General features: G+C 36.3%; 12 protein-coding genes and 2 pseudogenes. 7 read left to right on the forward strand and 7 right to left on the reverse strand.

Annotated elements, in window-relative coordinates; genetic code table 11:
• Positions 1 to 36: 36 nt before the first annotated feature.
• The gene (spxA, locus tag IGL30_RS10745; RefSeq protein ID WP_002296384.1) at positions 37 to 435 is read right to left on the reverse strand and encodes a transcriptional regulator SpxA; all 399 of its coding nucleotides are present in this window, start codon (positions 433 to 435) and stop codon (positions 37 to 39) included.
• Between the two features lie 778 nt (positions 436 to 1,213).
• Between spxA and IGL30_RS10750 the strand changes: the two genes are divergently transcribed.
• Positions 1,214 to 1,921 (forward strand): HAD family hydrolase, encoded by a 708-nt coding sequence (locus tag IGL30_RS10750; protein ID WP_088775370.1) that lies wholly within the window; start codon positions 1,214 to 1,216, stop codon positions 1,919 to 1,921.
• A gap of 119 nt (positions 1,922 to 2,040) precedes the next feature.
• Here the strand turns inward: IGL30_RS10750 and IGL30_RS10755 are convergent, their stop codons facing one another.
• The 4 genes from IGL30_RS10755 to IGL30_RS10770 form a co-directional block, all read right to left on the reverse strand.
• Complete coding sequence (locus IGL30_RS10755) at positions 2,041 to 5,235, reverse strand: DEAD/DEAH box helicase (protein WP_123874992.1); 3,195 nt, start codon at positions 5,233 to 5,235, stop codon at positions 2,041 to 2,043.
• Positions 5,236 to 5,250: 15 nt separating this feature from the next.
• Positions 5,251 to 8,385 (reverse strand): AAA family ATPase, encoded by a 3,135-nt coding sequence (locus IGL30_RS10760; RefSeq protein WP_123874991.1) that lies wholly within the window; start codon positions 8,383 to 8,385, stop codon positions 5,251 to 5,253.
• On the reverse strand, positions 8,385 to 9,512 hold the full coding sequence (locus IGL30_RS10765) for an exonuclease SbcCD subunit D (protein ID WP_010737095.1): 1,128 nt from the start codon (positions 9,510 to 9,512) through the stop codon (positions 8,385 to 8,387). The genes IGL30_RS10760 and IGL30_RS10765 overlap by 1 nt, the downstream gene beginning before the upstream one ends.
• Before the next feature lie 200 nt (positions 9,513 to 9,712).
• Entirely contained in the window at positions 9,713 to 10,339 is a 627-nt protein-coding gene (locus IGL30_RS10770) for a lysophospholipid acyltransferase family protein (RefSeq protein WP_010720870.1), read from the reverse strand.
• A gap of 128 nt (positions 10,340 to 10,467) precedes the next feature.
• Here IGL30_RS10770 and IGL30_RS10775 point away from each other — a divergent pair, with 128 nt between their 5' ends.
• The 6 genes and pseudogenes from IGL30_RS10775 to IGL30_RS10800 form a co-directional block, all read left to right on the forward strand.
• Positions 10,468 to 11,202 carry a tRNA1(Val) (adenine(37)-N6)-methyltransferase gene (locus IGL30_RS10775; protein WP_088745249.1) on the forward strand — a complete coding sequence of 245 codons (735 nt, stop codon included), beginning with the start codon at positions 10,468 to 10,470 and terminating at the stop codon, positions 11,200 to 11,202.
• On the forward strand, positions 11,192 to 11,473 hold the full coding sequence (locus IGL30_RS10780; protein WP_123875011.1) for a GIY-YIG nuclease family protein: 282 nt from the start codon (positions 11,192 to 11,194) through the stop codon (positions 11,471 to 11,473). The genes IGL30_RS10775 and IGL30_RS10780 overlap by 11 nt, the downstream gene beginning before the upstream one ends.
• A 227-nt stretch (positions 11,474 to 11,700) precedes the next feature.
• Positions 11,701 to 11,808, forward strand: a pseudogene (locus IGL30_RS10785) (transposase); the annotation flags it as partial.
• 261 nt (positions 11,809 to 12,069) lie between these two features.
• On the forward strand, positions 12,070 to 12,459 hold the full coding sequence (locus IGL30_RS10790) for a hypothetical protein (protein ID WP_088775332.1): 390 nt from the start codon (positions 12,070 to 12,072) through the stop codon (positions 12,457 to 12,459).
• 46 nt (positions 12,460 to 12,505) lie between these two features.
• Positions 12,506 to 12,784 (forward strand): hypothetical protein, encoded by a 279-nt coding sequence (locus IGL30_RS10795; RefSeq protein ID WP_081128426.1) that lies wholly within the window; start codon positions 12,506 to 12,508, stop codon positions 12,782 to 12,784.
• Between the two features lie 18 nt (positions 12,785 to 12,802).
• Positions 12,803 to 13,069: pseudogene (locus tag IGL30_RS10800) on the forward strand (transposase); the annotation flags it as partial.
• A 112-nt stretch (positions 13,070 to 13,181) separates the two neighbouring features.
• Here IGL30_RS10800 and IGL30_RS10805 read toward each other — a convergent pair.
• Together IGL30_RS10805 and IGL30_RS10810 are read right to left on the reverse strand one after the other, a co-directional pair.
• Positions 13,182 to 15,128, reverse strand: a complete 1,947-nt coding sequence (locus IGL30_RS10805; RefSeq protein ID WP_123874989.1) for an acyltransferase family protein — start codon at positions 15,126 to 15,128, stop codon at positions 13,182 to 13,184.
• Between the two features lie 442 nt (positions 15,129 to 15,570).
• The gene (locus IGL30_RS10810) at positions 15,571 to 16,446 is read right to left on the reverse strand and encodes a YitT family protein (protein ID WP_010720874.1); all 876 of its coding nucleotides are present in this window, start codon (positions 16,444 to 16,446) and stop codon (positions 15,571 to 15,573) included.
• Between the last annotated feature and the right edge of the window lie 179 nt (positions 16,447 to 16,625).

A 16,625-nucleotide genomic window follows, 5' to 3' on the forward strand; every position in this document is an offset into this window, starting at 1 on the left:
CTACAAAAATAGTTTTTCTAAGTTAACGTTTATTTTCTATAATCCAGCCATTAATTGTGCTTGACGCAATTCCAATTGACGTACATCACGTGGTAAGAAACGACGGATTTCATCTTCATTGAAACCAACTTGTAGGCGTTTGTCATCGATCATAATCGGACGACGCAACAATCCAGGGTTATTTTGAACGAGTTCTAACAGTTCTTGCAATGGTAAATCATCAAGATCCATGTTTAGTTTTTGGAAAACTTTTGAACGTGTTGAAATAATTTCTTCTGTGCCATCTTCAGTCATTTGTAAGATTGCCTTTAATTCTGAACTATTTAATGGTTCAGAAAAGATATTTCGTTCAACAAATGGAATTTGATGTTCTTGTAACCACGCACGGGCCTTTCTACAGGAAGTACAACTTGGGGAAGTATATAGTGTTAACAACGTGCACCACTCCTTTTCATGACTAATGTCACTTTTTTGTAACAGAAGATCATTATAATCTTCCATCTGTTTCTATTATACATAATCAACTTTTAAATAGCTAGCTTTTTTCATAATATTTTATCAAAAAAATGAAAGTTATCTAAGATTTATATTCCGTAAAACCAACACTTTACGTTTAGTTAGCAATTAAAAAATGAGAGTTTTCAAATTTAATTCAAATATAACCTACCATTGAAACAGGCTTTAAAGTTGTACTATTATTTTATTACTCACCCCACAAAAAAATGGTTTCTTTGAAAAAATTATGTTTTTTATTTCTGTCTGCTTTATTTTGTTTGCTATTACAACAGTCCTTTTAATTGAAACTAACCCTTATTTTGTCCGCTAATTAAGCACCCTTTTATATTACAATGGTTATAAAATGAAAATCACTACAAAACGCCTTATCGTCATCATCAAGTGTTATTTTATATTTTAATCATTTTCGTTTTTCTGTATTAAAAAAAACATTCTTTATCAAGTAAAATAGGATTATTCTATTAAAATTAGTCAGAATTTCGTTTCATTGAGGATTAATTTATTCATCAGATAATCAAATGATATTCAATTTTACTATTTTAGTGAAAAAAACTGAAACTTAAAAAGCTTATTCTGTCAAGAAAAGCGAAATATAGTAATAAAAACCTTTATTTAACAACGTTTTAACCGGTATTTTTCTGATACAATAGTCGAGGATTTATGAAAAAAATGATGAAAACCGAAAGGCGTGTAGAATTTGATTAAGTCAGTTGTTTTTGACGTTGATGATACGATGTACGATCAACAACAGCCATTTAGAAATGCGGTAAAAAAAGTAGTGCCGCTTGTTTCAGATATAGATATGGGACCATTATATATCCGGTTCCGTCATCACAGTGATGAAAATTTCCCTAAAGTGATGGCAGGAAAATGGACCTTGGAGTATATGCGTGCACATCGAATCAGCCAATCACTAAAAGACTTAGATTATCCACATATTACTGAAGAAGAAGGTCTTTATTTCCAACAAGTTTATGAAGAAGAATTAGATAATATCTGTCTTCATGAGGAAGTAAAGAAAACATTGGACTTCTTGACTGAAATGAATATCCCTCTCGGAATCATTACCAATGGTCCCACCGATCATCAAACCAAAAAATTGAATCAACTTCAATTAGCAAACTGGATTCCTTCACAGCATATGATCGTTTCGCAAGCAACAGGATTTCAGAAACCAGAAAAAGAGATTTTTCAACTTGCTGAAGAACGTTTCAATCTAACTGCAGAAGAAACTCTATATGTAGGCGATAACTACGACAATGACGTATTAGGTGCTAAAAGAGCTGGTTGGCAAGCGCTTTGGTTTAACCATCGTGAACGAAAAGTTGATGGTCCATTGAACTGTGATATCGAAATCACCTCATTTGATCAATTATTAGAAACGATGAAAGTAATTTTCAGCTAAAGCATCCATGCACAGCTCCTAGCAAAACAAATAACTAAAAAACTCTCGAAACATAATCTTGTTTCGAGAGTTTTTTATTATTGAGTCTTAAGATTTAATTATTTTTTGTTTCAAAATTTTTAGTCTTCCAGGTCTCCGACACTCAGAATCATCCGGATATCATCTTCCGTTAATTTGGTTAATTGGTCTTCATTTCCTTGGATGACTTTTTGGAATAACTCTCTTTTTTCTTGTTGTAACGAATCCATCCGCTCTTCAATCGTTCCTTCTGCAATCATGCGCCAAACTTCGACCACATTTTTTTGTCCGATACGGTGCGCACGTCCTGCCGCTTGTTCTTCAATGGCTGGGTTCCACCATAAATCATACAGAATTACCGTGTCTGCTCCCGTTAAGTTGAGTCCGGTTCCGCCAGCTTTCAATGAAATCAAAAAGACATCTCGTTCTCCTTCATTGAATGCATCTACCATCGTTAAACGATCTTGCGGTTTGGTGCTTCCTCTTAAGTAAAAAGTAGAAATTCCTAATTCTGCTAGTTCTTCTTGTAAGATGGTCAACATACCTGTAAATTGAGAAAACAACAGAACCCGCCGATTGTTTTCTTTGGCTGCGACCAGTAGATCTTTGACTTGTTCTAGCTTTCCTGAGCCACCTTCATAATCCTCCAAGAATAATCTTGGATCACAGCAAATTTGGCGTAATCGTGTCAAACCAGCTAGAATACCGATGCGATTCTTTTTAAAAGCTTCTGAGTCCATAGTAGAAATCTCTTCTCGCATCTGACGTAAATAAGCCAAGTACACGGTTTTTTGATCTTCTGTCAATGCAGAATAAAGATTCATCTCGGTTTTTTCTGGTAGATCGCTTAACACGGTTTGCTTATCCCTTCGTAACACAAACGGACGAATCATTCGGGCAATTTCGTCAGGTGCCAGCTCTCTAAAGCGGGTCTTATTCGGGAAAAATCCCGGCATAATCGTCGCAAAGAGCGACCATAGTTCTTCCAGATTATTCTCAATTGGCGTCCCACTTAAGGCAAAACGTTGCGGTACACTTAATTCTCGTAGCGCTTGAGCTGTTTTGGTACTACTATTTTTAACCATCTGAGCCTCATCAAGGATCAAATAATTAATCGCATGTTTTTGATAATCTGCTAAATCTTGTCTTAAACTAGCATAAGAAGTGACTCTGATATCTGCCTTACGAGCTAATAGTTCTTCTCGTTCCTTTTTATTCCCGTTGATTACTTGGATGCTCAAAGAAGGAGCAAATTTTTTCACTTCTGCTTGCCAGTTATAGATCAAACTAGCAGGAGCGACGATCAAAGCAGAGAGTTCGCCTTTTTCTTCTTTTTCTGAAAGCAAATAGGCAATTGTCTGAAGGGTTTTTCCTAGACCCATTTCATCTGCTAAAATTCCGCCAAACTGGTAATTTCCCAGCATTTTCAACCATCGAAATCCTTGTTTTTGGTAATCACGCAATTCAGCTTGTAGACCTGCTGGCAAGGATACTTGATATTGTTCAGGTTGTATTAGATCTTGGATCATTTTTTGATAGGAGTCACCAAAAGTTGCTGAACTTCCTGCTAACTTATCTTGAATGATCAATCCTTGGTTTTTAGGCACATGGATCGTTCCAGATTCTGAACGGATCGATTCACGGAATTGTTGCAAGATTTGACTTGTTTGCTGAAACTCTTCGGAATCAAAGGACAATACTTGCCCATTTTCTAACGTATAGAAAGCATCATTTCGCAACAAACTTTGTAAGACCTGATTGATTTCTTGTTCCTCAATCCCAGTCACATCAAAACGAATATCTAACCATGAACTGGTTTCTTCCACTTCGATCTTCGGTTGATGTCGATGTGCATCTAAATACAATTCCCGAAGTTTTTTCCCAAGGCGGACCTCACCAAACTGACGAAAAACGGCTAACTCCGTACGGAAAAAAGTATACAACTCTTCTCCTGTTGGCAATAAACGTTCATAGCCTGTATCATTTCGTTGGTAGCGATACATTTTGAACAAGTCTAATACACGTTGTTCTTGGGCTTTGTCTCTTAACACTTCAGAAGCATTTTCAGCAATAACTTCATGTTTTTTATCTGTTGAAAAAACGACTTCATCATAGACAAAATCAACACGAGCCTGGATCTTGCCTTTCGATTTTCTAAAGAAGAAAATAAATTCCACTGGCACGTCAGCAACTTCTGCTTTCACTTCATCCGCTATGCTCACTTGACCAATTTCAGATAGCAATGGAATGATTTCTTTGAATAATGAGGATAGTTCTTGCTTAAGAAACAATACTTCTGGTTTCTCAAATCTTCTCATAAGCTGTTTCCAAGTTAAATAGACTGCTTGTTGACGTTTTGTTAATGAATAAAAAGTTCCTTGGATCATTCCCCATTGATAATGAGTAAAGAACAACTCAAAGTCATTCAGTGCGCTTAATTGATAGGCCTCTTCTTTTTTTGTTACTTCAAATTCTAAGGAAGGCTCATTATCAGAAAATCGAACCCCTTGATAATTCACTTCTCCGATCTTCATTTGGAGTTTTGTCGTTTGGTTCATCTGTTCTAACAATGTTTTTGCTTGTTCGATCGGTAATAACAAATAACGTTTATCTAATTTCCCTTTGACTTGTAGGCCGTTTGCACCTAAAAGAAGTTGCGTTTGGGCACACTCAGCTAACGTTTTTAAGATTACTTGATCTTCTCCTTGAAAAGCTCGTTGATCTAGATGGAACTGGTATTGTTTATTCACAGTGTAGCGTTCATTTTCCATATAGGAATGTAAAAAATCAAAAATGTTTTTAACGATATACGTTTTCTTTGGCTGATCTAAGTAGCCAATCCGCAAATAAACGGCTAAAATAGCTAATTCCGGATGATAATGATTGGTCTCAATCGTTTCTACTTGATATTCCACAATCAATGGTTGCGTCCGTGGTGAATTTTTTTTGACAGTTAGTCTTGAAAAACCTTTCGTTAAAATTTCACCTTCGCTACTTTTTTTGACTGGTTCTAACGTAGGTTGATCTGCCTTGATTATTCGTGAAAGATTCTTAGAGCGCAAGTACAGTTCGACTGCCACTGTATGCTTACAATAATGATGTTCTTCCCAATAAGGGCATTGGCAGAAATCGACTTCTTTGGCTGTCCCATCTAAATCGACCATATACAATTCACTGCCTAAGACTTCCGCATGCCAAACTTTTTCTTCTTGGTCAGGGACAACCGATAATACCCGTCCTTCTTGCAGATATTGACGTCCTCTTGCAATGACTTTTTCTGGAATACTCCATTTCATCAGTTAATCCCCCTTTTATCCAAGATGATAGCGTACTTTACTTTGTCCGCTACCTTCTGTTTCGATTCTGATTTGTTGTACTACTCGTTCTTTTAATTCTCTCACATGGCTGATGATCCCGATCATACGACCTTCACTTTCAATTGTTTCTAATGCTTCAATCGCCATTTCAAGTGCTTCTTCATCTAACGAACCAAATCCTTCATCAATGAATAACGCTTCGATCAACACACCACCGGCTTGTGTCTGGATCACTTCAGCTAAAGCCAACGCTAAGGATAAAGCTGCAATAAAACTTTCGCCACCAGATAGCGTATGAGCCCCACGTGTCAGACCTGCTTCATCATCATAGATATTGATCTCCAACCCTGTTTTCCCACGGTAACTTCCCACTTTATCTGCAAGCTCAAATTGGTAACGATTTTTCGTCAGACGTTGCAATCGCACATTTGCCACTTGTAGTACTTCTTGTAAATACACTTGTAGTACGTATCTTTCCAAGCTGGTTTTTCTAGGGTTTTCCCCATTCATCGTTTGCGATAATTGTTGTAGTTGGATCAATTCATCTAATTGTTCTTGACTCGCTTGATAAATCGAAGAAAATTCTTCGATGATTTGCTGATTCTGCTGTTCTTGCTCTTGCAAGTGATAACAATGTTCCTGTTGTGTTTGAACCGCAGCTTTTAGCTCATCTAGTTGTTGCTCCAATTGTTCTAAATCAGGAAGTGTTTCAGCTAAAGCAACATGGTTCAACTGGCTTAAGCGGTCTTCAACGATTAATCGTTCTTTCTCATATTCATTGACCAGTTGACTCTTCTCTTGGTATTCAACTGTTTGTTTAGCAAATGCCAATACCTCATCTGCTTCTTTAAAGTAAGCTTGCTCTTTTATTTTTGCTGAAATTTGCTCTTGGATACGCTGAATTTTATTTTCAATTTTTACCTGTTGTTCATGAATATTAGCCATTTGCGCTTTTAACAAACTGATTTCTTGAGAAAAACGAAGTTCTTTTGTTTTTTCTTCTGCTAACCATTGGGCTTTCATCGCAACATTTTCTTCTAATTGGTTGACATCCTCAATCAAAGTCTGAGTATTTTGTCCTTCTAACTGTTTCGTCAAGGTAACAAGCTCCCCTTGTACTTGTTGGAGCTCTTCTTTGTTTTGGCTGATTTGTTCGGTGATCTTCTTTCGCTGATCTTCGATAAGACTTAAACGTTCAGTTAGTGTTTGAGTAGCGATTTTTGCCTGTGTGATGACCTCTGCACGCGAATCCAAATCATGCTGGATTTTTTCTAAGGATACAAGAGGATCATCTGCTATGGCAAATTTAAACGATTGCTGGATCAAATGTTGTAATCGTTCTTTGCTTTTTTGGATCTCTACTTGTTTTTCTGTTCCGAAGTTTTCCAAGTCAGCTATTTTTTGTTCTATTTGTGCTTTTTCTGCTTCACTACGCCCTATTTCTTGATTGATTTGTTCAAGATTTGTTTCTGCCTCGGCTAAATTTGCTTCCAGTTGGACAAATTCTTCTTGATTAGGCAATACATGCTCATTTTGTTGTTTAGGATGCTCCGTTGACCCACAAACTGGACAAGGTTGCCCCGGTAATAATAGCAATTGCAACTTCGCAATTTGTTGGCTTGCCCATTGACTCTTTAAAAGATCAACTTGATTATTTTGTTTGCTTAACATTACTTGTTGAGCTTGGAGTTTTGTGATCAGTTCGGACAACTTGGTTTGATTCACCTTTAACTGTTCTGTATTCTGGTGATTTTCTGTAAGGATAGTTTGGTACTTTTCTTGCTCATGCCGAAGTTGTTCGTAACACAATTGATCACTGTGCAAACGATCTTGGTCAAGCAGCAGTTCTGCTAGTCTTTGTTCTTCTTCTTTTAACTGGACTTGTTCTTGAAGAATTTTTTGTTCTTTTTCTTCTGCTTTTTTCTTAGCCTTTTGTAATTTTTCACTTTCATTTTGCTTTTTTTGCCATTCTTCCGCAATTGGGATTAATGACTTCATGACTTGTAATCGATTCGCTGCATGTTCCATTTCTTGTTGGGCATTTTTTCTTTCAGGTTCATCTTTATGCCACTGTGCATACGCTTGTTCTTGTTGCACGAATGTTTCAGAACAAGTCTGTTCTTTATCAATCAGTTCTGCTTGTTCTTTCTGGTATTCTTGGCTTCGTGTCAACGTATCGACAAGTCGTTCAGCAAATTCATAATGAGTGATCCATTGTTTTATTTCATTGATTTCACTTTCTTGCTGGATCAATTCTGCATATTTTTGCTCTAATTTTTGCTTTTCTTCCTGACGTGTTTGCAATGTTTGCGAATGATAATAGGTATCTTCTAATTGCTTTTGTTGTTCTTGTAAATGAACCAGTTTATTTTTTTCTTGGAGAAGTCTTTCTTGTAATGTTGTTTGCTCTGCCTGCCAATAAGTAAATAACGCATCAAAACTTAAGGTTTCAGGAACCGTTCCTGTGTCCAAAGGGATAAACCGTTTTTGCAGCAAACTCAATTCTTGCTCAAGATGATCTAATTTTTTTTGATGTTCTTTGGCTTTTTCTTTCAATTGTTCATTAAGTTGTTGGAAAAATTGCGTACCAAACAAATTACGTAAGACAATTTCTTTCTCACTACTTGATGAAATTAAAAAATTACGAAATTCTCCTTGAGGTAGTAAAACGATCTGAGAAAACTGTTTCGCATCCAGATTCATTAATTCTTTGATTAATTGATCCACTTCACTACGTTTCGTGTATTGGCGCATTTCTTTGCCCGCTTCATCAAAGATCGTCAAAGAAACTTTTGCTGCTTGCTTTCGATTGCCTTCACCTTTACGTTTGGCCAAGAGTTGTTCTGGCTTACGTTCAATCTCATAACTCAGCCGCTGATGCTCAAATGAAAAAAAGACACACGTTTCTTCTTCAGGCGTAGCAAAAAGAGACCGCATTTCTTTACCAGTCCTGATTCTGCCAGAAGTTTCACCAAACAATGCATAAGTCATTCCATCAAAAAGAGTCGTTTTTCCTGCACCTGTTTTTCCAGTAATCAAAAATAGTGGTGCTTCGGTCAATTTCGCAAAATCAATTGTCTCGTCAATAAAAGGACCAAAATTTTTTAGTCGTAATTTCTTGGGTTTCATTACTGATCATTCCTGTCCGTGAGTTCTTGTAGCGTTTCTTTTAACCAGATTTCCTGCTTGTTCGTCAACTGTTCCTTGGTCATTTCTTTGAAAAAGCCTTGTGCGATCTTATGTGGATCCTTTGTCATCATCTTTTTTTGTTTTCCCTGTTTCAGTTCTACTCGACCGTTTGAACGTTCCACACCAAGTATCCGTGGATAGATTTTTCTTAATTGATTCATCATGTTAGGGATAATCGTTCGATCTTCCAAATAAATTTGGAGATAATTTTCACGATTGATCGTCTGATAAAAATCTGGATTCAACAGCTCTTTAAAACTTGCTGTTATTTCTTCAATATCATATAACGGGGTCAGTTCTCGAAAATTCAAAGAGACGTCCTCTTCTAAATCTACGATCCAAACACCTTTTTTTTGATTGATTTCTGACAATGAAAATTTTAAAGGCGACCCACTGTAACGGGCATTTTTTTGATTCAATGCTGCTTGATTGTGGAGGTGTCCTAATGCGACATAATCAAATGGTTCAAGTAAATCTCCTGGAACAGCATCTAATCCGCCTACTTCAATTTTGGTTTCTGAATCTGATTTCATACTCCCGGTCACAAAAAAGTGACTCACTAACACTTGTTTTTTCGTTGAGTCAAACTGCGTTTTCATTTTCTCAATGACTTTTTCCATTGCTTGTTGAATGGTGCGTATTTGCTCATCTTCAAAATATATCCTCGCTGAGATTGGTTCAAAATAAGGCAAAAGGAAAAATTGCGTATCCTTGAATATGATTGGTTGAAAGGCTTCTGCCAATCTAGTTTGTAAATAATAATCGGACTGACTGAACCAAGGTGTTCCTGTCGAAAGTCGAATACCGCTATCATGATTTCCGGATATCGCAAAAATCGGAAATCCTTCCCTTAGATTCCATTCGACCATCAATTGATTGAACACTTCAATGGCATCCACTGACGGAACACTTCGATCATAAAGATCTCCCGCAATCACGATTGCATCAACATTTTCTTCTTTTGCAATTGCTAAGATCTGGGTTAAAACATGCTCTTGTTCCTTGATTCGATCGTATCCTTGTAGTTTTTTTCCAATATGCCAATCAGCTGTATGTAAAAAACGCATCTCATCACCTCAAAAAATGTCCTTCTAATTATTATAACACTTCCCCTCATTACATGATACCTAGGATCATTACGGACTAAAACAAATAGGCAATGAAAAAAAGTTGCTGATTCCGTATAAACATAGATAGTCCCATGCTTAGAAAGAATCACAACTTTTATTATTACCTTGCGCTTTGATTTTTATTGAAAAAGAATCATTTACTTTTTATTTTTGATTTCATATTTAAAGTCAGGATTGACTTCTTTGTCTAGTTGATCGAAAGCGGCTTGTGTTCTACGTTCGATTTCTGCCATTCCTTCTTTGTCTGTTTTTTTGATATCAGACAAATCGATTGGTTCACCAAAACGCACAACCACACGTTTTCGCTTGAATAAGTCACCCAAAGTCAATGGTCCTTGGTAGACAGCAGGAACGATTTTTGCTTTTGACATTTTAGAAATCAATGCCATTCCGCCTTTTAATTCCGTTGCATGTCTTGTTCCACTTGGGAACATAATCAAACCTAAATGAGTAGATTTTAAAATTTTAACTGGCGTTTTGATGACACTAGGTCCTGGATTTTCTCTTTTTACTGGAAACGCATGGGCATGTGTCAAAATAAAGCGTAATACTGGATTTTTGAATAATTCTTCTTTTGCCATAAAGCTAAATTCTTTAGGCGAAGCTGCTACAGCAAGATATAAAGGATCCCACCAAGTTCGATGTGGCGCTACCAAAATATAATTCTCATCTTGTGGTAAAACTTCTTTATTTTCATATCGGGCATTGCCGTTGATCACTGCTAAGATCACTCGGACTAGCCCTCTCATAAATCGATAGAACATAGTCTCTTCCTTTCTAGGTGTATGGTCATAGTATGCCTAAATTTAGGAAACTTTACAAGGTACCTTGGTTCTTTTTTATAAAAATAGTATAATACAATCAATTAGTTTTTTCATTTTGGAGGGAACCCATGCTTCACGAAGATGAACGGATCGATCAATTATATGCAAATGATATTAAAATCATTCAAAGTCCTCACGTTTTTTCTTTTTCACTAGATGCTGTTTTGCTTGCTCATTTTGCACGTGTACCGAAAAAAGGACAAGTCGTTGACCTCTGTGCAGGGAATGGTGCAGTCGGTCTTTTTTTGAGCAAACGAACGAATGCGTTGATTGATGGAATCGAAATTCAACCACGTTTAGCGGATATGGCAAGACGTAGTATCCAATTAAACAAGCTAACACACCAAATGACCATCCATACACTTGATTTAAAAGAAAGTTTATCCGTTGTTCGTCATAATTCATGTGATTTAGTCGTCTGTAATCCCCCTTATTTTAAGGGATTACCAACCAATAAAAAAAATCCGAATGAGCATTTAGCGATTGCTCGACATGAAATCCATACTACTCTTGAAGATGTGATCCAAATTTCTAGTAAATTATTAAAAACCAATGGACGCTTTGCAATGGTCCATCGCCCAGACCGCTTTTTAGAAATTATTCAGTTACTAGAAAAACACCGTATCGCCCCTAAAAAAATTCAATTCGTTTATCCAAAAATGGGGAAAGAGGCAAATATTTTGTTGATCGAAGGAATCAAAGAAGGCAAATTAGATGGCTTTAAAGTTGCTTCACCGTTGATCACATACATGCCTGATGGTAGCTATACAAATGAAATCCGAGAAATTCTTTATGGCCAGTGAGCATTATTTTTATGTCTTAGCTTGTAAAGATGGCACGTTTTACGGTGGCTATACGACGGATCTTTCAAGAAGATTAGCAGAACACAATCATGGGACAGGAGCTAAATATACCCGATTACAAAAAAGGCGACCCGTCAAAATGATCCATGCTGAGGTGTTTGCAACTAGGAGTGACGCAACAAAAGCCGAAGCAGCCTTTAAAAAACTCACGCGCTCTCAAAAAGAACGGTATTTAAAGACACAGCCCTCTCACATGTTGCCAGAACAATAATTTGGGTCAATATTACTGGGGCTGAATCGACCTTTTAAGGGAATGTACTAGAACTAAACAAAAACACAAAAATTAGTTTTTTGGCTGTTGATTGTTACCTACTTCAAACAATTGAAAAGACATCTTGAGATCCTTTCAAATGAGTTAAGCTCTCATTGATAGAGGAAAATCGGCTCTATAATTTATGGGACTGATGATGTATCGAGGTTGCTTACGAAAGCTTCCAGAAGAATCCCCATATAAAGACAATCAAACGTGTAGCTTACGGATTTAAATCATTTGAGAACATGAATATTAGAATCTTTTTGAGCAATCAATTAATTGACGTGAAATAACAAAAAATACGGGTCAGAATGAGGTTCATTCTGACCCGTATTTGAATTTATACCACTCATCGGTTCCTATTGACAAAGAATTAAAATAATATTGAGGCGTTTTATGGATTTGATGATTTTTACATAAAGTTACAACCAAAAATTATTAGCAGTTATGAGTTTAAAACGATACTTTGTGAAAATATCGGCAGCATTTAAAGGTAACGTGATAAATTGAAATAGGAAGTATGGTGTCAAATTAATTTAAGGAGGTGAAGAATAATGAAAAAAGTGATACTAAAAGGCTTAATTTTAACTACATACATGGTAATGACGTGTTCAATGATTATTATAGGTGAAGTTGCTTTTGCCAGTGAAAACACTATGGCTGGTACTGAAGAAGTTATAGCCGAACCCACTAATAATATACAGTATGACATGTCAGGATTAATGATACATAGTAGCGCCAGCACGCTTAATTTTTCTGAGTATGTTTATATGCAAAACAAACCACATGGATCAAGTCTTTGGATTCCAAGCTTGACAAAAATTTGGCAAGTTAAATATAAAGACGGAAAAAAATACCAAGGCTATGTGAAGTGGACGGGTAAGTATAAAAACGGCACGCATATTGGTGCATATTATCAATACACTGGCGTATTAACTTTATAGGAAAGATAAAGTTATGATTCTTGTATAAACGAAAGGTGACAGTATATTGAAATTAAAAACGATTCGTTCTATTAGAATAGTCAAAGTAATACAGTTCTTACTTAGTTTTTCTTCTGTTTACTTACTAATAAAAGGATCTAAGTATGTATTTTTAATACCATTATTATTTGGTTTTCTCTTGGAACTAATACTTCCAAAAGAATATGGTGGTGGACTAGTTAAAAATAAAAAGAATGTATTTATAAATTCAGAAAAAATTTGGATTGAACCACTGATTGAAATTATACTTTTGATTTTATTTATTATTTTTTCAACTATTAATTGACCTAGGAAGAAGAAGATGTTTCATCTCAAAGATTCTATCTTATTCTTCTCCTTATTAAAAAAACTTCCAGAAGCGCTGGATGATCGCTTTCGAGCGAAACTTCAAAACCTTCTTTCTTATGAAGAAGGAATTACCAATGCACTGATTTACCCTTACTCTAATGGAAAAATAGAAGCAAAGAATCCCCACATAAAGACAGTCAAACATGTAGCTTACGGACTTAAATCATTTGAGAACATGAATATTAGGATCTTTTTGAGCAATCAATTAATTAACGTGAAATAACAAAAATCCGGGTCAGAATGAGGTTTATTCTGACCCGGATTTAATTTTATACCACTCATCAGTCCTTATTGACAAAGAGCCGGAAAATCAAGATGTCTTATCTCTTATTCAACTATTCCGTACTATCGTTTCCATTAGCAGAACTAGCTACACTACCACTATTAGTATTCGTATCATTTTGGGTTGATTCACTCGAAACAGTTTTCTTCGTTTTATCTTTCCCTAATAAAGTTTCACTTACTAAATGGATATAGTGTTTCATTCCTTCTGGATTTGGATGTACTTGGTCATCATAAAACCAATCATTGTGGCTATTACTATAATCATACCAGTCGATCAATGTAAGATTATCGTATTTTTTAGCCATTTGTGCTAACAAGGCATTCACATCGTTTTGCCAACGTTTTGTAGGAACGCGGACATTTACCCAGTAAACTTTACGATCTCCTAAGGCACTCATGATGCTATCAAATTGCGATTCAGAAAAGGCTCCATTTGTTCCTAAGCCAATCAAAACCGTGTCTTTCAATAGGTTTTGTTTTTTCAGTTCTTCAATATATGGCTCACTCGCATATAATTGTCGACCAACGTCTCCATCAACAACAACTTTAGGATATAACTCCTTCAAATCAGTCGCTGCATCTAACATGACTGAGTCCCCAAATGCTGTCAATTCTAATTTCTGCGCTTTCTTTCCTTGTTTAGCTGTTAGCCCATATTTATCAAGAACTGCTTGATCAACGGTGTTGGAATTATTATCTTCATTTTTCTGGCTTTCCTCCGCCAATCTTTTACTTTCAGCAATTTGTGCTTGTAATTTTTTTTGATCCGCAGTCACTGAATTCTTAGGTGCTGTAACAAAACCAACAAGAGCGATCAACACCATCAATGTTCCCGGAATGACCCAAGGTTTTTGCTTGCTGATAATCGGCTTAGTGAACCAGCCTTTGACTACTTGAATCGTTTGTCCATAATCGAATCGTGCCAAAGGACGTTCAATGTAGCGATAAGAAAGTTCGCTAATGATCAGGATCAATGAAATCTCGATCAATGTATGAAGCAAAACATGATCCGCAATATTCGCAACTTTTGCTTCATAAAAAATCATGACTGGAAATTGATACAGATAGATGCCGTAACTTCGTTTACCGATCCAAGAAAACACGGGATTGGTTAACCATTTGTTCACACTTGCGCCTGGATGCGCTGTTACCGCAACTAAAACGACACAGAAGAGACTAACTAACAGCATGCCCCCATAATAGACAAAACTATAATGATCATCTAACAAGAAAAAGAAGAGGATCAATGCGATCAGTGAAATCAATCCGGCTAGATTCAACACCCGTTTTGCTTGCTTTGGAATATTTTTTTTCAATCGGGTACTTGGCCAGACAAAAGCCAAAGCACTTCCTAACCAAATTGAAAACAATCGCGTATCTGTTCCATAATATACTCGAGTTGGATCGCCGCCTGGCGTAAACAGGATCATCATGAGGATCGCAGAAATAAGTGATCCTCCTAAGACTGTATAAACGATCCACTTCTTTTTACGTACAAAAACCATTAACAAAACAAAAAGAATGGGCCAAACTAAGTAGTTTTGACCTTCCACCGCCAATGACCAAATATGGGTAAACGGTGATTCATTGGCAAATCGATCAAAATAAGACAAACCATTTTTTATTTGCCACCAGTTGTTGACATACAATAAACTACTAACGACTGTTCCTCGTAAGTTATTCAATAACCCTCGTTGAAATAACGTAATATAAGCAGATGCAGTGATCAGTAAAAACACTAATCCTGGATATAACCTTTTCATTCGTCGGACATAAAACTGCCAAATATTGATTTTGCCATTTTGTTCCCATTCTTGCCGTAATAAATCAGTGATCAAATAGCCTGATACAACAAAAAATATCGGGACGCCCAAATAACCACCCTTCAAACTTGTAGGGAGCAAATGGTACAAAATCACTCCTACTACTGCCAAAGAACGAATACCGTCAAAACCAGTAATGTAGCGACTATTTTTTAACCTTTTTTGTTTTTCCATTCAATATTCCAACTTTTCATAAACTTTTTTCATTTGTAATATACGTGCATTGTACAAAAATAGCAAGAAAAATTCATATGATTTTCGCTATCATTTCTATCTTCCCATAAAACTTTGAAAAAAAGAATAACTTTTTCCGCAACTTTAATAAAAATTCAACTATGAACAACGTATAACTAAAAATAACCTTGAAGTCTCAGTAAGATTACATCTAACTGAAAGAATCACTTTACTAAGATCGTTACGACAAATTTAGCAAAATGAAGGGTGAAAATCTCAAAACAGGATAAACTGTTTGAAGATTCTCACCCTCCAGATACAAATCAAGCTACACAATGCCCAACTTTATCAAACGATTTGTAGAATAAAGTTGTTTCCAGCCACACTGATCGATTCATTTATTTGGATATGTCACTTTTTCTGTCAATAAGTTGCACTTGCACTAAACGCCCTCTTCATAAAACCGACCAAGAATTTGGACATTTTCGGCGATACTGACAAACGCTTGTGGATCAGAAGCTTTCATCGCTTCTCTTAACAAAGGCAACTCATAGCGTGTAACGATCGTCATCAACACCGTTTGTTTATCGTGCTTGTAAGCTCCTTCTGCCTCATTGATGATCGTGATTCCACGACGCATACAGTTTTGGATTTCATTGACTACTCGTTCGGGATGCTTCGTTACGATCATCACTTGCATTTTCTTTTGTTTCGTATACATCACGTCGGTTACTTTCCCACTGACAAAGATCGAAAGTGCGCTATAAAACATGTATTGCCAGCCAAAAAGGATACCAGCTACGAAAACAATCAATGCATTGAAGTAAATCGAAATTGAACCAATCGATTTTCCTGTCTTTTTACGAATAGTGATACTGACGATATCCAAACCACCTGAGGATAAGCCATTTCTTAAGGCTAACCCGATTCCTAACCCCATCACAGCTCCCCCAAAAATCGCGCAGATGATTGGATCAGTTGAAAGAACCGTTAGAGGAAGGATATGGATACAAAGTGACGTCAATGTCACGGTGATAAATGTAAAAATCGTAAACTTCTTACCGATCTTCACCCAAGCAAGAACAAATAAAGGAATATTCAATAAGTATAAAGTCGTTGAGACGGGTACTTCGAATCCAATCAACGATTTAGATAAAGTAGTCAGTATTTGTGCCAAGCCAGTGATTCCGCTTGAATAAATATGTCCTGGTTGATAAAAAAAGTTTAGTGCTACTGATGCAATCAATGCATAAACGATAGATACCGAAAGCTTGGTCGTATAATCATGATGCGCCCAATTTTCGAAAGTTTTTTTCATTGCTTTGTATTTCCGGTTACGATCTCGTAATTTTCATATGAATTCGTATGAAGAGACAATCATTGGCTGGAAGTCAATTTCTCTCTTCCCCCGGAATTTCCTTTCTTAATTTTAATTTGGATAGTGAGTAAAGATACGTAGTATATAATGAAAGAACGAACGATTACGTTCAGTGACTA

The organism is Enterococcus sp. DIV1089c (assembly GCF_050530965.1).
GTDB classification, from domain to species: Bacteria; Bacillota; Bacilli; order Lactobacillales; family Enterococcaceae; genus Enterococcus_B; species Enterococcus_B hirae.

Coding starts and splice junctions, on each gene's coding strand:
- IGL30_RS10790 (WP_088775332.1), top strand. CDS start 12,070: ATGAAAAAAGTGATACTAAAAGGCTTAATTTTAACTACATACATGGTA.
- IGL30_RS10805 (WP_123874989.1), bottom strand. CDS start 15,128: ATGGAAAAACAAAAAAGGTTAAAAAATAGTCGCTACATTACTGGTTTT.
- IGL30_RS10755 (WP_123874992.1), bottom strand. CDS start 5,235: ATGAAATGGAGTATTCCAGAAAAAGTCATTGCAAGAGGACGTCAATAT.
- IGL30_RS10770 (WP_010720870.1), bottom strand. CDS start 10,339: ATGTTCTATCGATTTATGAGAGGGCTAGTCCGAGTGATCTTAGCAGTG.
- IGL30_RS10760 (WP_123874991.1), bottom strand. CDS start 8,385: ATGAAACCCAAGAAATTACGACTAAAAAATTTTGGTCCTTTTATTGAC.
- IGL30_RS10810 (WP_010720874.1), bottom strand. CDS start 16,446: ATGAAAAAAACTTTCGAAAATTGGGCGCATCATGATTATACGACCAAG.
- IGL30_RS10775 (WP_088745249.1), top strand. CDS start 10,468: ATGCTTCACGAAGATGAACGGATCGATCAATTATATGCAAATGATATT.
- IGL30_RS10780 (WP_123875011.1), top strand. CDS start 11,192: ATGGCCAGTGAGCATTATTTTTATGTCTTAGCTTGTAAAGATGGCACG.
- IGL30_RS10765 (WP_010737095.1), bottom strand. CDS start 9,512: ATGCGTTTTTTACATACAGCTGATTGGCATATTGGAAAAAAACTACAA.